This window comes from Dehalococcoides mccartyi CG5 (assembly GCF_000830885.1).
Lineage (GTDB): Bacteria > Chloroflexota > Dehalococcoidia > Dehalococcoidales > Dehalococcoidaceae > Dehalococcoides > Dehalococcoides mccartyi_B.
This window is the reverse complement of record NZ_CP006951.1, coordinates 942,933-961,375: the sequence shown is the minus strand read 5'-3', so window position 1 is coordinate 961,375 and position 18,443 is coordinate 942,933. Positions and strand designations below refer to the sequence as shown.

Annotated in this window: 26 protein-coding genes; 8 read left to right on the top strand and 18 right to left on the bottom strand. The window is 44.9% G+C overall.

The genetic code is table 11. The features are described from left to right. Positions 1–5: 5 nt before the first annotated feature. From X794_RS05075 to X794_RS05065, 3 genes are all read right to left on the bottom strand, one after another. Positions 6–200, bottom strand: coding sequence for a YgaP family membrane protein (locus tag X794_RS05075; protein ID WP_011309609.1), 195 nt, complete (start codon positions 198–200; stop codon positions 6–8). 142 nt (positions 201–342) lie between these two features. After that, a complete protein-coding gene (locus tag X794_RS05070; RefSeq protein WP_011929290.1) occupies positions 343–1,008 on the bottom strand; it encodes an SdpI family protein in 666 nt (221 codons plus the stop codon). Beyond that, positions 1,008–1,298: an autorepressor SdpR family transcription factor gene (locus X794_RS05065; protein ID WP_011929289.1), complete on the bottom strand. Its 291-nt coding sequence runs from the start codon at positions 1,296–1,298 to the stop codon at positions 1,008–1,010. The genes X794_RS05070 and X794_RS05065 overlap by 1 nt, the downstream gene beginning before the upstream one ends. Positions 1,299–1,591: 293 nt before the next feature. Here X794_RS05065 and X794_RS05060 point away from each other — a divergent pair, with 293 nt between their 5' ends. From X794_RS05060 to msrA, 5 genes are all read left to right on the top strand, one after another. Further along, positions 1,592–2,059 (top strand): hypothetical protein, encoded by a 468-nt coding sequence (locus X794_RS05060; RefSeq protein ID WP_011309606.1) that lies wholly within the window; start codon positions 1,592–1,594, stop codon positions 2,057–2,059. 21 nt (positions 2,060–2,080) lie between these two features. Next, the gene (locus X794_RS05055; RefSeq protein WP_011309605.1) at positions 2,081–2,416 is read left to right on the top strand and encodes a TfoX/Sxy family protein; all 336 of its coding nucleotides are present in this window, start codon (positions 2,081–2,083) and stop codon (positions 2,414–2,416) included. Between the two features lie 218 nt (positions 2,417–2,634). After that, positions 2,635–3,207: a flavodoxin family protein gene (locus X794_RS05050; RefSeq protein WP_011309604.1), complete on the top strand. Its 573-nt coding sequence runs from the start codon at positions 2,635–2,637 to the stop codon at positions 3,205–3,207. Positions 3,208–3,341: 134 nt separating this feature from the next. Further along, a complete protein-coding gene (locus tag X794_RS05045; RefSeq protein WP_011309603.1) occupies positions 3,342–3,716 on the top strand; it encodes a methionine-R-sulfoxide reductase in 375 nt (124 codons plus the stop codon). Beyond that, positions 3,713–4,237, top strand: coding sequence for a peptide-methionine (S)-S-oxide reductase MsrA (gene msrA, locus X794_RS05040; protein ID WP_011309602.1), 525 nt, complete (start codon positions 3,713–3,715; stop codon positions 4,235–4,237). The genes X794_RS05045 and msrA overlap by 4 nt, the downstream gene beginning before the upstream one ends. 31 nt (positions 4,238–4,268) lie before the next feature. Here the strand turns inward: msrA and arsB are convergent, their stop codons facing one another. The 7 genes from arsB to X794_RS05005 form a co-directional block, all read right to left on the bottom strand. Further along, the gene (gene arsB / locus X794_RS05035) at positions 4,269–5,333 is read right to left on the bottom strand and encodes an ACR3 family arsenite efflux transporter (RefSeq protein ID WP_011309601.1); all 1,065 of its coding nucleotides are present in this window, start codon (positions 5,331–5,333) and stop codon (positions 4,269–4,271) included. 255 nt (positions 5,334–5,588) lie between these two features. Beyond that, a complete protein-coding gene (locus X794_RS05030; RefSeq protein WP_011929285.1) occupies positions 5,589–6,215 on the bottom strand; it encodes a peptidylprolyl isomerase in 627 nt (208 codons plus the stop codon). Between the two features lie 245 nt (positions 6,216–6,460). Then, on the bottom strand, positions 6,461–7,315 hold the full coding sequence (purU, locus tag X794_RS05025) for a formyltetrahydrofolate deformylase (RefSeq protein WP_011309599.1): 855 nt from the start codon (positions 7,313–7,315) through the stop codon (positions 6,461–6,463). A 165-nt stretch (positions 7,316–7,480) separates the two neighbouring features. Next, entirely contained in the window at positions 7,481–7,735 is a 255-nt protein-coding gene (locus X794_RS05020; protein WP_011309598.1) for a Smr/MutS family protein, read from the bottom strand. Between the two features lie 133 nt (positions 7,736–7,868). Next, positions 7,869–8,837: an alpha/beta fold hydrolase gene (locus X794_RS05015; protein ID WP_015407155.1), complete on the bottom strand. Its 969-nt coding sequence runs from the start codon at positions 8,835–8,837 to the stop codon at positions 7,869–7,871. After that, on the bottom strand, positions 8,812–9,174 hold the full coding sequence (locus X794_RS05010; RefSeq protein ID WP_011309595.1) for an iron chaperone: 363 nt from the start codon (positions 9,172–9,174) through the stop codon (positions 8,812–8,814). Before X794_RS05010 ends, X794_RS05015 begins: the two co-directional genes overlap by 26 nt. 133 nt (positions 9,175–9,307) lie before the next feature. After that, complete coding sequence (locus X794_RS05005; RefSeq protein ID WP_041344568.1) at positions 9,308–10,270, bottom strand: hypothetical protein; 963 nt, start codon at positions 10,268–10,270, stop codon at positions 9,308–9,310. Between the two features lie 208 nt (positions 10,271–10,478). Here X794_RS05005 and X794_RS05000 point away from each other — a divergent pair, with 208 nt between their 5' ends. Then, positions 10,479–11,237 (top strand): LamG domain-containing protein, encoded by a 759-nt coding sequence (locus X794_RS05000; RefSeq protein WP_034376353.1) that lies wholly within the window; start codon positions 10,479–10,481, stop codon positions 11,235–11,237. Between the two features lie 314 nt (positions 11,238–11,551). On the opposite strand, the gene X794_RS04995 is transcribed toward X794_RS05000, so the two are convergent. From X794_RS04995 to X794_RS04985, 3 genes are all read right to left on the bottom strand, one after another. Beyond that, a complete protein-coding gene (locus X794_RS04995; protein WP_034376355.1) occupies positions 11,552–12,046 on the bottom strand; it encodes a hypothetical protein in 495 nt (164 codons plus the stop codon). After that, positions 12,043–12,459: a hypothetical protein gene (locus X794_RS04990; RefSeq protein WP_011309591.1), complete on the bottom strand. Its 417-nt coding sequence runs from the start codon at positions 12,457–12,459 to the stop codon at positions 12,043–12,045. Before X794_RS04990 ends, X794_RS04995 begins: the two co-directional genes overlap by 4 nt. 119 nt (positions 12,460–12,578) lie before the next feature. Continuing rightward, entirely contained in the window at positions 12,579–12,980 is a 402-nt protein-coding gene (locus X794_RS04985) for a hypothetical protein (protein WP_034376357.1), read from the bottom strand. A 179-nt stretch (positions 12,981–13,159) separates the two neighbouring features. On the opposite strand from X794_RS04985, the gene X794_RS04980 reads away from it, so the two are divergent. Next, positions 13,160–13,342 carry a hypothetical protein gene (locus X794_RS04980; protein ID WP_011309590.1) on the top strand — a complete coding sequence of 61 codons (183 nt, stop codon included), beginning with the start codon at positions 13,160–13,162 and terminating at the stop codon, positions 13,340–13,342. On the opposite strand, the gene dnaN is transcribed toward X794_RS04980, so the two are convergent. From dnaN to X794_RS04960, 4 genes are all read right to left on the bottom strand, one after another. Beyond that, on the bottom strand, positions 13,317–14,453 hold the full coding sequence (gene dnaN, locus X794_RS04975) for a DNA polymerase III subunit beta (RefSeq protein WP_011309589.1): 1,137 nt from the start codon (positions 14,451–14,453) through the stop codon (positions 13,317–13,319). The genes X794_RS04980 and dnaN overlap by 26 nt on opposite strands. A gap of 173 nt (positions 14,454–14,626) precedes the next feature. Further along, on the bottom strand, positions 14,627–15,226 hold the full coding sequence (locus X794_RS04970) for an XTP/dITP diphosphatase (protein ID WP_011309588.1): 600 nt from the start codon (positions 15,224–15,226) through the stop codon (positions 14,627–14,629). A 3-nt stretch (positions 15,227–15,229) separates the two neighbouring features. Beyond that, a complete protein-coding gene (gene fbp, locus X794_RS04965) occupies positions 15,230–16,327 on the bottom strand; it encodes a fructose-1,6-bisphosphate aldolase/phosphatase (RefSeq protein ID WP_011309587.1) in 1,098 nt (365 codons plus the stop codon). A gap of 20 nt (positions 16,328–16,347) precedes the next feature. Then, positions 16,348–16,893 (bottom strand): cob(I)yrinic acid a,c-diamide adenosyltransferase, encoded by a 546-nt coding sequence (locus X794_RS04960; RefSeq protein ID WP_011309586.1) that lies wholly within the window; start codon positions 16,891–16,893, stop codon positions 16,348–16,350. A 163-nt stretch (positions 16,894–17,056) separates the two neighbouring features. On the opposite strand from X794_RS04960, the gene X794_RS04955 reads away from it, so the two are divergent. Next, entirely contained in the window at positions 17,057–17,818 is a 762-nt protein-coding gene (locus X794_RS04955; protein ID WP_011309585.1) for a fumarylacetoacetate hydrolase family protein, read from the top strand. 59 nt (positions 17,819–17,877) lie between these two features. On the opposite strand, the gene X794_RS04950 is transcribed toward X794_RS04955, so the two are convergent. Continuing rightward, positions 17,878–18,246 (bottom strand): hypothetical protein, encoded by a 369-nt coding sequence (locus X794_RS04950; protein ID WP_034376360.1) that lies wholly within the window; start codon positions 18,244–18,246, stop codon positions 17,878–17,880. Positions 18,247–18,443: the final 197 nt, after the last annotated feature.

Below are 18,443 nucleotides of genomic sequence, written 5' to 3'. Positions count from 1 at the left end.
GTGGGTTATTTGTTGGTATTTATCTTAAAGGGTATGTAAAGCAAGCAGGTGCCCACCAGTGAAGTTACAATAAATATTGCCGCCAGTACATAAAGTAATATGGACCAGCCGCCTGTGGTTATAAAAACGGCAAGTGCTAGAGCAATGATGCCAAGGATGATGCGTATAGTACGGTCAGCCTTACTCATGTTCTTCGGCATGTTTGCACTCCTTAAGGATACTTACTGCTTATTCTACTCTTCGTAATATTAAGAGCAATACGTACAAATACGTAATATGGTTACCCCAAGTTGCCCGGTCTTTTATATGAATCAGTTTGAGGCGGCAATAATATCAGCCCGCCTAAAAACGGCTGGATCTGGCGTCCGGGTCTTTTTTCCATATCAGGTAAGAGTAAATAAATAAGGCTATCACACCCAAAAGCAAGCCGGCCATGCTGGCTATCATCAGCCAGGTGAAGCCGGTAATACCGGCCAGTGCCATGAGCAAGCCTGCGGCCACAAATATCCGGCCGCCCAGCCGGTGGGTTTTATCCCATGACAGGTCACTGGAAAGAGTCCAGGCGGTGCGTATGCCCACAAACCAGGTGGGGCGAAGTTTGCCGAACATATTTCCCAGCAGTGCCAGCAACAATCCCACCAGCACCATGATAAATGTATTGGTATTGGCTACAACCCCGTAAGCATAAAGTATGGTTACAGTGTAAATGCCGCCGAAGAAGGCTACTATCAGGCGGATAAACATGCTGTATACTTTTTCAAACTTCAGGTAGTTGGCCTTGCGGGGGTCAAGGTAGGGCAGGTATATCAACAGCAAAAAGATCCCAAGGCTTATCAATGGCATAAGCAGCAGGCCTTCAAACTTGCCACCGTAGCGGTCAACAGTTCCGTCAATCCCCCAGTGAACCGGCAGCAAATCCGGGGAATTGGGCCAGGTAATCAGCCCTGCTATGAACATGGCCAAAATAATAAGCAGACTCAGGCGGTGTTCTTTCCAGTTTATGTGCATTATTGCCCTTTCTGTTTTATAGTGTGGAGTTGAGGTTTGTCTTTTTTAAATATTTCCATCATCAGGTTTAGTGTTTCTTCCATTACTGACGTATTCAGATTGTAAAATATATGGTTGCCTTTCTTCTCTTCCCTGATAAGGCCGGCTTCTTTGAGTAATTTAAAATGACCTGACAGAGTAGATAGAGCCAAGTCAAATTCACGGCTTATTTCACCGGCACTTAAAGGGGCGTCACTGAGAAGTTTCAGTATCTGCCTTCGGTTCGGGTCTGACAGGGCTTTAAATACCATATTATCCAACAGTTACACTTCTCAAAAAGTATTTCGGTATCTACCGAAATACTATATAGGCAAGAACAGGTTTTGTCAAAAATAGCCGGACACAACGGGTGATTAACAGCCACTCCTTATTCACAGTGCCTGATGAGGTAGATTTGGCTAAATGATGAAAGCTAATTTACGGGTGTATGCGGCAGCAAAGCCCGCAGTATCAGGATAGAGATTAAGTGTAAGTTTTTCAAATTAGAGCTATAATTAATCACTTGGTTCAGGCTTAAAAAGGGTGTTCAAGGAGGGGCGTTTAGATGTTTTCCAAAGAGTGGTTTATTTACGTAATTGGACGCTGGTTATTGCTTTCCGGTATTGCCGGTGCCCTTATTCAGTTTGTATTCGCAGATAAACTGGGCATTGCCACTATTCCCGCCTTCCTTTTAAACCAGTTTGTACTGGCCTGCGTTTTCTGGTACGTGGATAAATATATCTTCCAGAGGCATTTTAACCGGGTTAAAGAAGTCTTCAAATTTCCCCGGGTAAAAGGCAACTTTACTCTTGACCACCAGTACAAAAAAATATCTGAAGAGTATGCCGAATTTGCTCAGGCATATGCCAAAAATCCCGAAGACCACCAGAAATGGCTGCACCAGTTTCTGGATTTGAACCATGCAGTGGAGATGACTGAGCGGGTTCTGCGGGAAAAAGGGGTCAGCGTAGATCAGGAATACTACAATATTGTCCAGCAGAACAAGGCTCGCGGTTTGTACGAAAAAGTCTGATTGCCAGGAAAGGACAAACAGGTGAGAGCCACCAAAGAATTTTTGCAATTGGTTATGGATAAACTTTCCGCCTTGCCCGAAATAGACAGCCGGGCTATGTTTGGAGGCTACGGCATATATTCTGAAGGGCTTATGTTTGGGCTTTTGGCAGATGAAAACAGTTTGTATTTCAAGGCCGGGGATACTAATCTGGCTGATTATGCTTCATATGGCAGCCATCAGTTCAAGCCAATGCCGTATTACGAAGTGCCGGCAGATGTATTTGAAGACGACGGGCTGTTTATAAAATGGGCAGAGCGTTCAGTTATGCAGGCAAAGCTGATGGCCGCAAAGAAAGCTTCCAAAAAGTATAAATAGCATCAGCTTTACAAGCCGGCAAAGGGAAAAACGGCCGGATGCTTAGTCCAAGACTGTTCATTCATTTAGCTGTTGTAAGAGAGTATTCAGCTTTGAAAGTTTTGACAACCAACTCAATCCAAATGGTATATTAGAGGGCATACTATTTAGCACAAGGATACTGGCTAATCCCATTTTTCTATAGCAACAGAGTAATCAAAAATCCGGAGATTTGAGACATGAAAGTAGTGGCTTTTAACGGCAGTCCGCGGGAACAAGGCAACACCCGCAGGGGTTTGGAAATAGTGCTGGCTGAACTGGAGAAAGAGGGTATTCAAACCGAGATTATCCAGTTAGGCGGCAAAAGAGTATTTGGCTGTCTGGCCTGCGGTCAGTGCAAAATAAATAAAAATCTTCGTTGTGCCCGTAATGACGATGAGATGAATACATTTATAGCCAAGATGTTTGAGGCAGACGGTATTATCATAGGTTCCCCCACTTACTTCAGCAATGTCAGCACCGAGGTTAAGGCCCTTATTGACCGGGCAGGAGTAGTAGCCAGAGCCAATAACCATGTGCTCAAGGGCAAGGTAGGTGCTCCTTTGGTTGCTGCCAGACGGGCAGGTGCTACCTTTGTTTATTCGGCTATCAACTTTTTCTTCGGCATCAACCAGATGATAATTCCGGGATCCAGTTATTGGAATATGACTCTTGGCGGGGCGCCGGGTGATATTGAAAAAGACGAAGAGGGTCGGAACACCTTTATCCAGCTGGGCAAAAATATGGCAGATTTGCTTAAAAAACTGAATTAGCATTTTTTAATGCTGGTAACCGATGGGGCTGTTCTTTTAAAGGGCAGCCTTATTATTTTCAGCTAAAAAAGGTATTGTGTTTTGTCCTCTTGCTTATTATGCTAAAAGTATAAAGGCCTAAAAGGAATAAACATATGAAATATAATGAATTAAGCCCTCAGGAAGAAGCAGTTATAGTTCGCAAGGGAACCGAACCGGCCTTCAGCGGTGAATATGTAAATCTGTTTAAAGACGGCACATACGTTTGCCGCCGGTGTGATGCACCGCTTTACCGTGCCAAAGATAAGTTTCATTCAGGTTGCGGCTGGCCCAGCTTTGACGAAGAGCTATCCGGTGCTGTCAAACGTCAGACTGACCCGGACGGACGGCGGACTGAGATACTGTGTGCCGCCTGTGGCGGGCATTTGGGGCATGTCTTTGAAGGGGAGAGTTTTACCCCTAAAGATACCCGTCACTGTGTAAATTCGCTTTCAATCAAGTTAGTGCCAGACAATGGTGGCAATAAATGAATGAGATAGCCGTCTTCGGCGGGGGCTGTTTCTGGTGCATGGAGGCAGTCTTTAGCAGCCTTTCGGGTGTGACCAAGGTTGAACCCGGCTATGCGGGTGGTAATCTGCCGAATCCCACTTACCAGCAAGTCTGCGCTGGAGATACCGGGCATGCCGAGGTAATAAGGCTGGAGTTTGATGCCGCTCTTATTTCATATACGGCCCTGCTGGATATCTTTTTCCAAATGCATGACCCTTCCACCCTAAACCGTCAGGGTGAAGATTTAGGCAGCCAGTACCGCTCAGTTATTTTTTATACCACTCCCTCCCAGAAGGCACAGGCTGAAAAAACCATAAAAACACTTGATGAAAATGGTGCTTTTGCCAAACGGATAGTGACCGAGGTGTTGCCTTTAACAGAGTTTTATCCGGCTGAAGACTATCACCATAATTATTATGCCTTCAATTCAAGCCAGCCTTACTGCCGCTTTGTTATCCAGCCGAAGCTTGCCAAACTGAAAGAACACTTGCCTAAGCTATGAAAGACGGTTTAACCTAAAATAGCCTGCGTTTTTAAGCAGTGGGTGCTTCGGAGAGGAATCTCTTTTTTAGACGCAATGAGGCATTTACCAATAATATCAGAGCCGGCACTTCTATAAGCGGACCTATGACGGATGCAAATGCTTCACCGGAATTTAACCCGAACAAGGCAATAGTTACTGCGATAGCCAGTTCAAAATCATTCGAGCTGGCGGTGAATGCTACGGTGGCTGTTTTTTGGTAACCGGCATTTAATTTTTTACTGACAAAAAATGCCCCGAACCACATTATTCCAAAATATAATACCAGTGGGATAGCTATTCGCAGTACATGCAGAGGCAGTTCAACGATGTATTCTCCCTTCAGGGAAAACATGATTACAATGGTGAATAAAAGGGCGATAGGAGTAATCAGGCTAAACCTGGGTATGAAACGATTTTCAAACCAGTCTTTGCCTTTAAGTGCCAGCAGGCTATAACGGGTGATAACCCCCAGTAAGAAAGGTATTCCAAGATAAATGAAAACAGTTTTAGCTGCTTGAGCTATAGAAAGTTCAATATCCAGACCATCTGCCAGTCCCATTTTCCCCAAAAGAAAGGTAATGAAGAAATATATATAAACCGAGTAAAAAAGTACCTGGAAAATAGCATTTATACCCACCAGCCCCACTGCATATTCACGGTCACCTTTTGCCAGCTCATTCCACACAATTACCATAGCGATGCATCTGGCTAGCCCAACCATAATAATGCCAATCATGTATTCGGGGTAATCACGAAGGAAGAGGAGTGCCAGCCCAAACATCAGCATAGGCCCAATCACCCAGTTTAAGAGCAATGAAAAGCTAAGGAACTTCAAATCTTTAAAAACCAGAGGGATTTTTTCATATCGGACTCTGGTCAGAGGCGGGAACATCATAAGAATAAGGCCGACAGCAATTGGTATTGAAGTAGTGCCGATTTGAAACGAAGTGATAATATCTGAAGTCTGGGGTACAAAATACCCCAGACCAATGCCTCCAAGCATGGCCAGAAATATCCAGAGTGTCAGAAACCGGTCAAGCAGGGGCAGCTTATTTGCTATTTCATTTGATGGCAAAAGTTTGTCGCTTTATTTAAAATATTGCCTTAAATATAGTGAACAATTAGATATTAGTCAACTATCTTTAAACTAAATTGTTTAGCTTACCCGATTATGGGGCAAGTCCAACATATTACGTGTGGCTTGCCTGCATGGCAGGCTTTCTGTTCCGTTACTAAAGGGTTTGCTGTATATTGCGGATAAGGCATTATAAAAAGGCGGCTCGTAAAAGAGCCGCCTTTAGTTTTTTCTTTAACCTGCTGTAAAGCCGTTTTAGCCTTCAGTTATGATTATTTTTATAATCTTGGGGGGATTGGATGGGGTGCTGACCTCACCATAACTGTTACCCACCACTGATACTGAAGCCAGCTTGGTAATCACGTCCATACCCTCAATCACCCTGCCAAACTGGGTGTAGTTGGGTTGGTAGTTCAGATTTTTAGCCTGTGCTCCGGTACAGACAAAGAACTGGCTGCCGTTGGTATTGGGACCGGCGTTTGCCATGGCAACTATGCCGGGGTCATACGAGTGTTTTACCGGCAGTTCATCCGCAAAGCGGTAACCCGGACCACCTCTGCCGGTGCCGGTCTGGTCACCGGTCTGGATCATAAACTCTTTTATTATGCGGTGGAAAATAACCCCGTTGTAGTAGTTTTGCTTAGCCAGAAAAACAAAATTATTTACTGTTTTGGGGGATTCAGAAGCAAAGAGCTCAATCTTGAAACTCCCCAGTGTAGTTTCAATGGTAGCATAGTATTGCTTGGCGGGGTCTATCTGCATGGCTGGGGCGGTAGTCCAGGACATGGGTGTTACTTCAGGTACTGCATCGCCGCCGCAGCTGCCGGCAAACAGAGTTACGGGGAACAGTGTAGCCAAAATAAGGGCTTTAGTGGATTTCATTAGTCTACCTTTCTGATATGAATTATATTGGTTGGCTGTTTTAATAAATCGTACCGTTTATGGTATCAGAAAAATCCCTGCTTTTCCATCAGGTATTAAGTATTTTATATCTGCGGGCAGGTTGCACGTCCTGTATAAAGGGGGTTTTAATCCGTGCAACCTGGCTTTATAATTAATATTAGCCAAGCGGTTTTTCCGGGAAAATGACGATATTATCCTCATATATCCCCACGTTGCAGGCTGTTTCAGAGAATAATAGTGCGGTTATTATGGACGAAGATGCGGTGGTCTAAAAATATCTTCATAGCCTGCGAAAGCACCAGCTTCTCAATATCCCTGCCTTTTACCATCAGATCTTCCACACTGTCTTCATGGCTTATGGGCATGGTGGATTGAGAGATTATAGGGCCTTTGTCCAGATTATTATTTACAAAATGGGCGGTAGCCCCCACCAGCTTTACTCCGCGTTCAATAGCCTGATGGTAAGGGCGCGCCCCCTCAAAGGCCGGAAGGAACGAGTGGTGGATATTTATTATCCTGTTTTCAAAACGGGCTACAAATTCAGGTGAAAGTACCTGCATATATCTGGCCAGTATCATGAAATCTATATTGTATTTGGAAATCAGGAGGGTTTGTTCGTTTTCTGCTTCTAGTTTGTTTTCAGGGTTAACCTTTACTACTTTATAATCAATGCCGAATAAATCGGCTATTTGTTTCAGATCAGGGTGGTTGCTGATAATCAGGGGGATATCGCACTTCAGTTCACCGGCTTTATACCTGAGCAGTATATCCCACAGGCAATGGTCGTATTTAGATACGAATATAGCTAGGCGGGGTTTCCTGTCAGAGTAGAATATCTGACAGTTATCTGCATAGTTGTATTCCTGCCCCATAGTTGCAATCTCGGATTCCATCTGTTCACGGCTAAGTGTGAAGGCTGAGATATCCCATTCCAAGCGCATGAAGAAAGTATTGGACGGGGGGTCTACAAATTCGTCCAGAGTGATTATATTGCCGTTATTACGGTAAATAAAGCTTGAAATACTGGAAATGATGCCTTTTTTATCCGTGCAGTGAATCTTGAGTGTGGCGCTGACCATGTTTTTTCTCTTTATAAAAAGTTACTACATACTCTACCAGTTATTTAGCGTCAAAACAATCTTTTCAGCTATGCATTGCAGGGCAAATAACGTAATAGTGCTGAATAATATCGGCAAAATACATGGGTTCTGGTTTGTGCCAGTATCGGCAAGTGCAAATATCAGCTAAAACTTGAAGTGGACAAACACCCGCCCGAAATTTTTATCGTCCTTTTCCAGCCGGTGATAGAGTTTTTTGATGTCCGGCTGTGCCAGAAACCTGAGGACATGTTTTTTGAGTTGACCGGAACCCTTGCCGGGGATAATCTCTACCGGGCTGATTTTCTTTTCAACTGCTTGGTTAATTACCCTGTGCAGTTCTGCTTCAATCTGCCCGCCCTTATTGTAAATGTCATGCAAATCTAAAACCAGTTTGGCCATTTCATCTTACCGCTTAAATATTTGGCAGGTGGAGGAAGGTGTGCCTGCCAGTGAATCATAAACTAAAATGGCATGGCTTGCCAAATATGCGGCGGATTTTTGCCCAGCAGTGAAATAATGGAGCAGGCGGCAGTTACTTCGGATTTGAATATATGCCGGCAGCAAATGCATTCAGGTGTTTTAAATATTCTGGAGGCTGTTCAAAATGAATCATATGGCCTGAAGTTATTCTGGCAAATTGGGCTTGAGGGGTGAGTGCGAGCAGATGATTTATATCTTGGTTATCCATTGCCCCCACCAGCCCGAAATCAGGGTGTCTGAACCAATTGGCCTGCAGAACAAACACCGGGCATTTTACTTTTTTTAAAGCTTCCGCATGGTCAAAGGCTTCGCATGCCCGGCCGTCAACAAATGCTTTGGTAAAATCAGGGTCATATTGCGAAAGCCCCTTTATCAGCATGCGTGTTTCAGCTGGAAGCAGAGCTAGGTCTACCGGCTTGCCTGGTTTCAGCCACTGGTGCAGTCTTACCATTACGGCCATTGCTCCTGTAAGCCAGACAGGAAACTGAATAACTCTCTGTTTGCCTTCAATTGGCACTTCCATGCCCTTGAAAAATGCAGCCAGATTTCGGCCTTCAGCGGAACCGATAGTTTCGGCATTGCGTTTGAAAATGCGGTATACCCGGCAATCATCTCTGAGCCGAGGCCATTCTGCACTGAATACAGGAGTGTCTTCCAGAATAATACCGCTAACCAGTTCAGGGACATTTGCCGCCAACCACAGGGCTATCAGGCCGCCTGAGGAATTGCCGGAGATTATTGCCGGCCGTCTGACAACTTGTTCCAGAAAAATCTTAAAATCATTTCCCATATTCGGGAAATGATTTTTGCCGGTTGTCCAGCCTGATTTTCCGTGACCGCGCACGTCTACTGCAAAAACCTGAAAGTTCTTTGCCAAGGGTGTCATTACTCTTTGGTAACTTTCCAGCGAAAGCCCCTGGCCGGGTATGAGAACAAGCGGAGGCCCATTATCCGGTCCAGCCAGATAATGGATTAGTACCTCACCTGTATCCAGGTTATTTTCTTTTAGCTGAAGTTTCATTTACCCTGAATGCCACTATCTTTTTAACCAAAGAATAAGGAATAGGCTCATTTAGCGGAAACCTGACGGTGCCTTTGGATATTTCATAGGCTGACAGCTCTTTTTCAAAGGCTTTTATTCCTGATGGAGTAGGGTAAAATCCTATATGGTTTTTATAGGCGCCAAAATGCACCAGATTGCCATTTTGTTTAAATGTGGGTATGCCGTAACTTATAGTCTCAGTGGCCTTCGGTGCCTGTTCATGTATAGCTTGCCTTAAATCCTGCAAAATATTCCGGACGTTTTCAGGGAACCCTTTGATATATTTATCTATGCTTAGGTCTGGTGTATTCAGCATCTGTTTATTTCCCCGTCTCGCCAAGTTTCAGCCAGATGTATGCAAATATATTGTAAGGCTAATTTCAAGCAGGTTCAATATATCTTGTGGTTTAGAGTACATATTTGACAGGGTATATTGCGAACGAAATATTTTAGCGAGAGGCTAATCTCACTTCCGAAGACCCTCCGCAATTCCATGTGCAAAGTTTATTGCCGGTACGGTGGGCATCCAATCTAAGCCTTCCAATACTGCGGTGCCAGCGCCCCGCCGGCACTACTTCCGCATAGCTGATTTTCAGGTATTGACCAAGACACCACATGGCGTTTATATCCGCTATGTCATGGCTGACCTCACCGGTTGTTTCCAGGTGGACAAGGAACTTAGTGATAAAATCCTCAAGGGTTTTGCCTGTTTCCCCTCGGTAAGGCTGGGTATGCAGTATTTGCAGGTATTCACGAGGGGATAAACCTGTCTCCAATTGTTTTCGGCCTGCCAGTATTTTGCCCTGTCCTGTATTGGGTATTACCGGAATATTTTCAACCAGTCCCACAGACCAGCCGGGCAGGGCACAAATACTCTTGTTAGTTACTGCTTCCTGCTTAGTTTGTCCCCGGTGGTTATTCGAATATTTTTCAGGGAAATAAACAAGTTCGTCAGTATCCAACGCTTGAAGTAGCGTTTCCCATACCCAGACATGTTTTTGGCTATTAACCCGTACCGGTATAAAGGGGTCAGAGTCAGATAGCCTGGTCTGGTAGATTTCTTTTTGGGCGGCATGTTTGATAATGGAAGTTTCCAAGCGGTTTATTAGAAGGGACATTGGCATAGATATCGGTGTGAGTGCCAAGTGGTTAAAGCCCTGAGGAATTTTCATGGATATCAGTTCATGGTTAATCTTAAAAAGGTCTAAAACTTGTTCCAAACTTGGCAGCGGGTATTCCTGTCCGTCTATGCCAATAATGCCGGGTTTCCTGCTTTGAGGCAGGACAGCCAAAAGATTGGCTTGATTTAGGGCTTTTACACATCGGGCATACTCTGTTTCAACCGGAAACAGGCGTTTGAGCGGGGGCGTTTCTTTTATCGTATCAGTTTGGGACGAAACTGGTTTTGGCATATCAGATTATACCATTTGCAAAATACCCGCTTCACTATATTTGTTATACGGCATTTACATAAAACCAAAAAGAAAGAGCAGGCAAGAAAATTGCCTTAGTCTGAATATGTTATCACTGTCTAAAAACAGGGATTGTATTTGCAGGTTGGCGAGGTTAAAATTTTATCAATCGGACAGGTATCTTCATAATTGCATTAGGAGGTTTGCCATGTTACGAGGCTGTAGAGTACTTAAAGTCATTTCTTTTATTATGGCGGTAGCAATGCTTAGCGGATGTACTGGTGCACCTGCTGCCGAAGACAATACACCTGCTGAACCTTCCTCAAATCAAAGTAATGAAATTCTGGCAGGTCTGGTCACCGTATGGCATATGGATGAAGGAACCGGAAATATTATTTACGACTCTACCACCAGCCATAATGATGGTTTGATAAGCGGCGCCAGTTGGGTCACAGGTAAAAAGGGCTATGCCTTGAGTTTTAATGGTGAGGACAACTGGGTAACGGTGGCTCAAACGTTTATATTCCACCAATCCGCTGAGGCTACTATTTCATTTTGGATTAACCCGGCAGACACTACTCACCGTCCTGTTTTTTGGACCCGAAGTGACAATGATGATCTAAATAGGTATCACATTTTTTGCGGATGGGATAATCAATCTCTCTTTGGGTTTGACTATCGCTCTGCTGACAGTACACTCCATGAATTTGGTGAGTTTGATATACCCTTGAACCAGTGGACTCACATTGCAATTAGTCGTTTTGGCAATGATTACAGTATCTACCGGAACGGGCAATTAATAAATCAGATAACAGATAACTCTCCCAGCGTGCCCACATATGAAGGCAGCTGGTTTATAGGGCGGAGGAATTTAACCGAAACTTTGTATAAAGGGCTGATAGATGAAATCGCAATATACAACCGTGCCCTTTCAGCTGCAGAAGTTTTAAGTATTTACCAGGGATAGTTTATTAAAGTCGGGCTAAGATAACTTGAAAGCAGTATTTGGAAGGCAAACTGCTCTTGGTTATCTGAGCCGTTTCCCCCGGGTAATTGCCAGAATAATAATACCCAGAATGCCGATACCGAATGCAGGGCCAGTAGGGTTATGCGACAGGAATGTCCACACGGCAAAAACGATACAAAGTAATCCAACTATCAATCGGTCTGTTCGCATAGTTTAGCCCCTTCTTTGAAATATATTATTATACTTGTTTATTATATCTGCAACAGCGTGAAGGTTGCCTTTTGCATGTATGTCATTATAGGTTTATAAAATTTTCATTCGGTTAAAGTTTTCGTATAATAGTACAGTTGTCTTGCAGCAATTGTACTATTAGCTCCACCAAGAACTAGTATCAGATAGGGTATGATGAATATATTTCCTGTTATCCTTGGATTGTCAGTTATTACTTGGCTCATTATTAACGATAACACTATGGTAATTATGCCTAAAGCTATATACCACTTTGACAAACTCTCTTTGGATAATGCCTGAATAATGCCCAATCCGGTTACTAATAATCCTCCGGCAGCTGTGAGGAAATATTCGGGTGGTGAATTGGGTGGGGGGGCGTCTGTAATTATGCTGGGTATACCGTCAGGTCCATAAGTCGGTTCATGCACGGGCAGTTCGGTCCACCTTGCTTGGTTTATCGCTACCAAAGAACAGAGAATGATTAATACTCCCAACACTATCTGTATAGTGTTGTAGAAAAATCTCAGCTTTACCTTGCAGTCAATATCAGGGGTTGAGGCGTTAAAATTTTTAGTCATACTCTTGCCGTATAGTCCTTTATGATAAGATTATGCGTTTCGAAATACTTCAGAAGTTTAGATTTAATAGCTGAATCTAACGGTTTATTTACAGGGTAATTGTTTTGGAAGTAGATACAATTAAAACTCTTATCCAGTTTCAGTGTAGCATCAGTTATAATAACCCCTATGGTGCTGAAGGAAGAAACAGATGACCAGAATTTGCCTTGGCATATCTCTTCGCCACCAAACTTTATCATAAACTCCTTGGAGTAAAGCCCGTCTGAAAGCTTGGGAATATCATCGTATCCCAGATATGCCTTCCACTTCTCAATCCCTGATTCGTTGAGTATCAGCGCATTTTCAGCATTATTGAAAGCGGAGATGTCCTGGTCAGTCAGCAATGCTTCCGAGTTGTCTACCAGAATAATCATGAAACTGGTTTAGTTTTCAGCCAAGTAACCGGCTAGCGGCTGAATAAACAAGCAGATAAGAATAAAATAGACTAGGGATTTTGCTTTCGTGATATGCACTTTCCTTAACTATTTTGACTTTAAGATACTCTTTCATATTTAAAATAGCAATACCACGCTGTTCCTGAATGAGAAACCAAGAGAACTTTAAATGCAATTGCCTCTTCTGGTTTTACTCCATCTATCGAATAAATTACAGGATTAGGACTACCCTTATCGTCCGGAGACGATAAGCTGCCAACCGGATAGTCAGTAGCTGTATTAGTCGCCGCATCATATGTACCGATAAGATGTATGTTAGTTAATATCTGCTGTTTAGCTACTATTTCACCTGAGTTACGATATAAATGACCTTGATAAGTTATTTCTGAAGAAACCGGAGAAGCTCCCCACAATGCTTCGTCGCTACCGCACCCGGTAAGACTTAGTGTAGAGAATGTCAGTATACCTAATAATCCAATTAGAGCCACTCTAGCTTTCATTTTACTCTCTCCATAGCACTATTATACTGCATAAATCCTGAAACCAATCCGATTTTGGGTAATGGTAAAGGTATTTACACTGCCCTCATCCCAAAACTGTACCAACTAATATTGGAGAAATCTCCACTCATTTTCAAGTCAACATTAAATTGGTTTCGTTTTAGGAGGTCTGATAATAAATGCAGGAAAGTATTAAAGAACTTTGTGCGAAAGTAGTACCCTGTTTAGATAGTTGCTCAAATGCAGAAAAGAAAGATGCTTACACCTATCTGGATCTGAAAGTTTCAGCTACCCCGGAAGGTGTAAGCATCAAAGGTTACCTTGATTTGAACGTACTCACCACTGCACGAACATGGGCATGATAACGTGTATGTAGTTGTCTGCGCCCACCGGTTTTATCACACCGGGGCTTGAGGGGCTGGTGACTTCCAACGCTACTTGCTGAGCCTTAAGCACCCCCAGGACGTCTAGAAGATATTTGCCGTTAAAGGCTATTTTAGCCTCTTCACCCTGAATTACAGCATCAAGTTCACCGGTATTATCACCCACTTCTTCAGAGCGGGCTGAGATAGTGAGCTTGCCGGGGGTGGTATCACCACCAGGGTTCATCATCAGCCTGACAATGCCGCCGCCGTCACGGGCAAAGATAGTGGCGGTTTTGGTGGCCATAAGGAATTGGTTGGCATCTACCACCACTCTGGTGGTAAAGCTCTGAGGGATTATCTGGTTGTACTGGGGGAAATTACCCTGTACCAGCTGAGATACCAGTTCAATATTTTTCAGACGGAAAAGTATCTGGCTCTTGGCTGTGTCTACATTTATCACCAGGGCTTCTTCTTCGTCCATGCTGGCCAGACGTGAAAGCTCGCCCAGAGTGCGGGCAGGTATGATTACCTTGGTAGTGGTTTTTACCGACTCCAGCAGGGGCAATTTATAAACAGCCAGACGGAAACCGTCAGCGGCTGCCAGAGTCAGAGTACTGCCTTCAAATTCGGCGTTTACGCCAGTGAGTACAGGGCGGGATTCGTCAGCAGCGGAAGCAAATACGACTTCACTTACGGCCTGACGGAAGGCATCAATGCTAACCTTGGTGGAGATTCCATTTTCTACTTTGGGTATGGGAGGAAAGTCTTTGGAATCCACGCCGGTTATGCGTGCTTCAAAGCGGGCACATTTAATATTAAGTGCCTTTGACTTGGCATTAAGGCTCAAGTCTATTTTATCATTGGGCAGAGAGCTGACAAATTCGGTCAGGAGCTTGGCAGGTATGGTAGTGCTCCCTTCCTCCTCTATCTTGGCTCCTATCCAGCAGCTGATAGCCATTTCAAGGTTGGTGGCGGCCAGTTTCAAACGGCCGTCATCAGTTGAGATAAGGACATTGTTTGTAATGGGCAGGGTAGTTCGGCCGGCAGCCGCTTTCCCAACAATGTTCAGGCCCTTGTTTAGATTTTCCTGTAAGCATGTAAGTTTCATATGCACCCCCGGGGTTATTTACTAGTCTTTCAGTATATCCCAAGAATGGCACTTAAACAAGAGATTTTTGTGCCCGAATGAAGTTAGTTTTCAGTTTATCTGAAGAGAAAAAGGGGCTTAAAACAAAGGAGAGACTGTGTTCAGGGTTTTTGCTGGTTGTCTTAAGCAAATAATCAGCAATTTGCCAGTTTGGCAAGCACGAGGCAGGCTTTTTGGGCGGCAATGGCCCGGTGAGAGAGGCTGTTTTTAATTTCAAGGGGAAGTTCGGCCATGGTTTTACGGTATTCGGGCAGGTAAAAAATTGGGTCGTAACCGAATCCGTTCACCCCATGGGGTTCGGTGGCTATAAGGCCTTCACATGAGCCCTCAATGGCGGGCAGGGTATGTCCCGGCTGGACAATGGCTATTACACACCGGAAACGGGCGGTGCGTTTGTTGGCGGGTATGTCTTCCATTTTAGAAAGCAGGTAATCATTTCTATCTGTATCAGTGGCGTTTTCCCCTGCATAACGAGCGGAATATACGCCCGGTTCGCCACCCAGTGCGTCTACTTCCAGCCCTGAGTCATCTGCCAAAGTAAGAAGCCCGCTTGCTTCCGCCAGAGCGGCGGCCTTCAAGCGGGCGTTCTCTTCAAATGTAGTGCCGGTTTCGGCAACTGTTATTTTTATACCCAGTTCTGCCGGAGTAACAACCTCAAATCCGCAGCCGCTTAAGAGTGATTGGTACTCTTTCAGCTTGCCCGCGTTATTGCTTGCCAGCAGAAGCTTGGGCATAAACTAGTCTTTCAGGGGTTTAAAGCGTCCGGCCAGTTTCTTGGATACCTGAGGCATGGTGGTATATTCCATTTCCTCAAGGGGCAGGCGATGGGGCTCAAACGGACCGTGAGAGCGCATCATATCTGCCATGTCCAGTGACTTCTGACGGGCGTTGTCAAACGATTTGTCCTTGAACATATCACGCGGGCCAATAAGCATGCCGTTTGACAGTTGGAAGCCCAAAGCGGTTACCCGGGGCGGGCCGTCAAAGCGGGTGGGGGTGCTGTCCTCTACTGAGACAGGCATAATGGGGCCGTTGTGTGAGCCGCGCATCCAGCCTTCTACCAGATAGGGCTGAGTGAAGGGTTCAAGTATTTCACCCACCGCCGGGAATGCACCCTGAGCGCGGACAATACAAACCGGATCATCTTTGCCCACGTAGCGACCGGCCAGCAGGGCCAGCTTCTGGGTGGAGGAAACAGCCGCAATCTCTCCCTTGCGGGTGGAGACGCTCTTTATGGCAAAGCGGGAAGGAGCGCCGATAAAGACCAGCAGGTCATAAATTTCTTCAGGGGTATTAAAGGTAATACCCTTGCTTTCCTTTACGTCATGAACTTCAAAGGAAAAGCCGTCATGCATGTTTTCAGCTATGACCAGACCGATAGTGTTAAACGGGTCTGCAAACATCTTGTAAAGAGGCAGATTCCAAGCACCGGATGAGGTTTTGTCTGCCATGAAGATGATGATAGGTTCTGAAGGCCGTTCATCAATCTCCATTTCGGCTACACCGGGCCCCATGCCTTTTACGTTTCCGGAGAAGGCATCACACAGCAAGTCCTGACCGGCGCCGTATAGCTTCAGCTCTTTGGCAACTTCGGTACAGCTTACAAAAGTATCCCATGCCATTTCATGGATAACTTTATTATTTATACCCTTCTGGTGGGTCATGATAAGCTGAAGGTCGTCACCGCACTTGGTTATGTGGTAATCAATCAGCATGCCCTTCTTTTTGGCTTCTGCCAGATGCTTTTCAGCTCTGGCCAGACACTGCGGGTGTGAGTCCGAATGGCCTACAAAACCGCCGATATCTGCTTTAATAACACTCAGGGTTACTTTCATTATTCTCTCCTCGGTGAAGATTAGTAGTCTATACCTTTACGGGCTTTGATGCCCCTAGTATACGGGTGTTTGACTGCCTTTATCTCAGAAACCAGGTCAGCCAGTTCTATAAGTTCAGCCGGAGCACCTCGCCCGGTCATAATCAGCTCTACATACGAAGGTTTGGCATTTATCATCCGGATAACCTGCTCAGTGGTTACCAGACCGGCAGTCAAAGCTATCATTATTTCGTCCATGACTACCAGGTCATATTGCCCGCCGGTTACTGCTTCGGAAGCGGCCTCAAATGCCCGCTCCGCCTGTTTGCGGGTTTCTTCAGATATATCTTTGAGTATCCAGCCGGCTTGGCCGAAACTCTGCAGAGTTACGTTCGGCAGGGAAGACAATATTTTGAACTCACCATGGTCAAAACGCTTGCCTTTGGCAAAAAAAATAAGGCAAACCCTTAGTCCGTGACCGGCCGCTCTGACAGAATTCCCGACTGCAGCCGAGGTTTTACCCTTGCCCTCACCGGTGAATATAGATATAAGGCCTTTTTCAAGGTAAGGGGTATGGTTTGTTGCCAAAAAATCCTCCCAAATATGTGGCTTGGCGCCGAAGATAAAGTTTAACAGTGGCATACGGGACTGTCAAGCCAAACTGTTGTTATCCATGTTTATAGCCAGCTTTATTTGGATCTGCAAGTTACACGTTGCACCCGGCAGGGCTAAAAGCTAGAATGATATCCATATGAGAATAATACGTTTTAGCCTTTCTGGCAAGCGGGCAGGATATGCAGTGCTTGAAGATACAAAGCTGAAGGAACTGAAGGGCAATCCTTTCGGCAAAATTGTTTTTTCAGGCAATGTTTTTGATATTTCAGAGGCCAGGCTTCTTCCGCCGTCAGTTCCGTCAAAAATAATAGCCATTGGTTTAAACTACAAAGCTCATGCCGGAGAGATGGCAGAAGACTTGCCCAAATTGCCCCTTATATTTTTTAAAAATGCCAGTGGGATTATCGGCCCGGAAGATAACATAATAAAACCTGGTCAGTCTGAACGGGTGGATTATGAAGGGGAATTGGCGGTTATAATAAGAAAGAAAACGCGCAATATAAAGCCTGAAGATGCTTTTGACTATATACTGGGGTACAGCTGTTTTAATGATGTAACGGCCAGAGACCTGCAGAAAATAGACGGGCAGTGGTCACGCGCCAAAGGTTTTGATACCTTTGCCGTCTGTGGCCCGTGGATAGAAACAGAGCTTGACCCGCAGGTGCAATTGTTGGAAACCTATCTGAACGGCAAGCTTAAACAACGCACTTCCACAGCGGATATGATATTCAGTATCCCCCGTATAGTCAGCTTTATATCAGAGGTGATGACTTTGCTTCCGGGGGATATTATTGCAACCGGTACGCCTTCAGGTATCGGGCCAATAAAACTGGGAGACAGGGTGGAAATACGTATTTCAGGTATCGGCAGTCTGGTAAACCACCTGGCCCTGAAATAAGTTTCCGGTGGTCAAATATTTTTTAGGAAATCCAGATAGCTTGTTTAATCCCGGTAGGCTTACAGTTTCTTGAAATACATTCTGGTATCCTGCCGGTTCAGGTATATCAGGCCGAATATGCCGGCGGCTGTACCCAGAGGAAATAAAAGCAGTGAAGCTCCGGCTTGGTACAGACTGAACAGACGCCCGTATTCCCTGCCGTTTAAAAGACCTATGCCGCCGATAAGTGATACCAGAAGATACGTGCCGATGAAAAAAAGGAGTATGCTTAGCCCCCAGGCAGCTCCGGTGCGGGCGTAATCATACAGCCAGGCCATGGCAGGTAAAAAGAACAGAGATATTAGCAAGACACCTGCCAGACTGAGAACAGCTGCAAAAAACTGCCAGATTGCCAAAATAAGTATACCGTCAGGTCTTTTCATATGCATGAAACCACAGATAATATTAGCTTCTTTGGCCTATATTAGATGCCCCAAGGCTCTTAGTCAAGGGATTTTTATTCCTGCCGGAACGTCAACTTGAAAGCAGAGGCGTTTGTGATATAATCATGCACGGTTTTGGTTGCAGGCATGCTGCCTGCGGCCTGTAATATTTTAAGGGAGAGCCCGCCGGTTTCCGACAGTGT